1 protein-coding gene is annotated in these 561 nt (G+C 47.6%); it reads right to left on the reverse strand.

The features are described from left to right. Positions 1 to 47: 47 nt before the first annotated feature. A partial coding sequence (gene tatC, locus ACTHS3_RS16635) for a twin-arginine translocase subunit TatC (protein ID WP_440368592.1) occupies positions 48 to 561 on the reverse strand: 514 nt, incomplete at its 5' end.

A 561-nucleotide genomic window follows, 5' to 3' on the forward strand; every position in this document is an offset into this window, starting at 1 on the left:
CCATGATACAAAGGCCGTCTGAAAAATTCTTCAGACGGCCTTAATTCTTAAACTTCTGCCGGTGGTTGCGGTGTATCTTCATCTTCCTGCTGCGTTTTCACTTTGGCAAAACGACTGAACCAAATGCCTGCTTCGTAGAGCAGAATCAGTGGGACGGCAAGCAGGGTTTGAGAAATTACGTCAGGCGGCGTGATGATTGCGGCCACGACAAACGCACCGACAATCACATACGGACGCGCATTCTTAAGCTGTTCAGTCGAAACAATACCCATTTTGGCAAGCAACACCACAACGACGGGAACTTCAAACGTCGTTCCGAATGCGACAAACATGCCCAAAATAAAGGACAGGTATTTATCGATATCGGTCGCCATATTGACGCCGACAGGGGTTACACCGGCCAAGAATTTGAAAATAACGGGAAACACCAAAAAATAGGCAAACGCCATCCCAACAAAAAAAAGTGTTACGCTGGACAACACCAGCGGCGTAATCAAACGTTTTTCGTTTTGGTATAAGGCAGGAGCGACAAACGCCCAAACTTGATACAGCGTGTGCGGC

Source organism: Neisseria sp. P0009.S007, assembly GCF_051962515.1.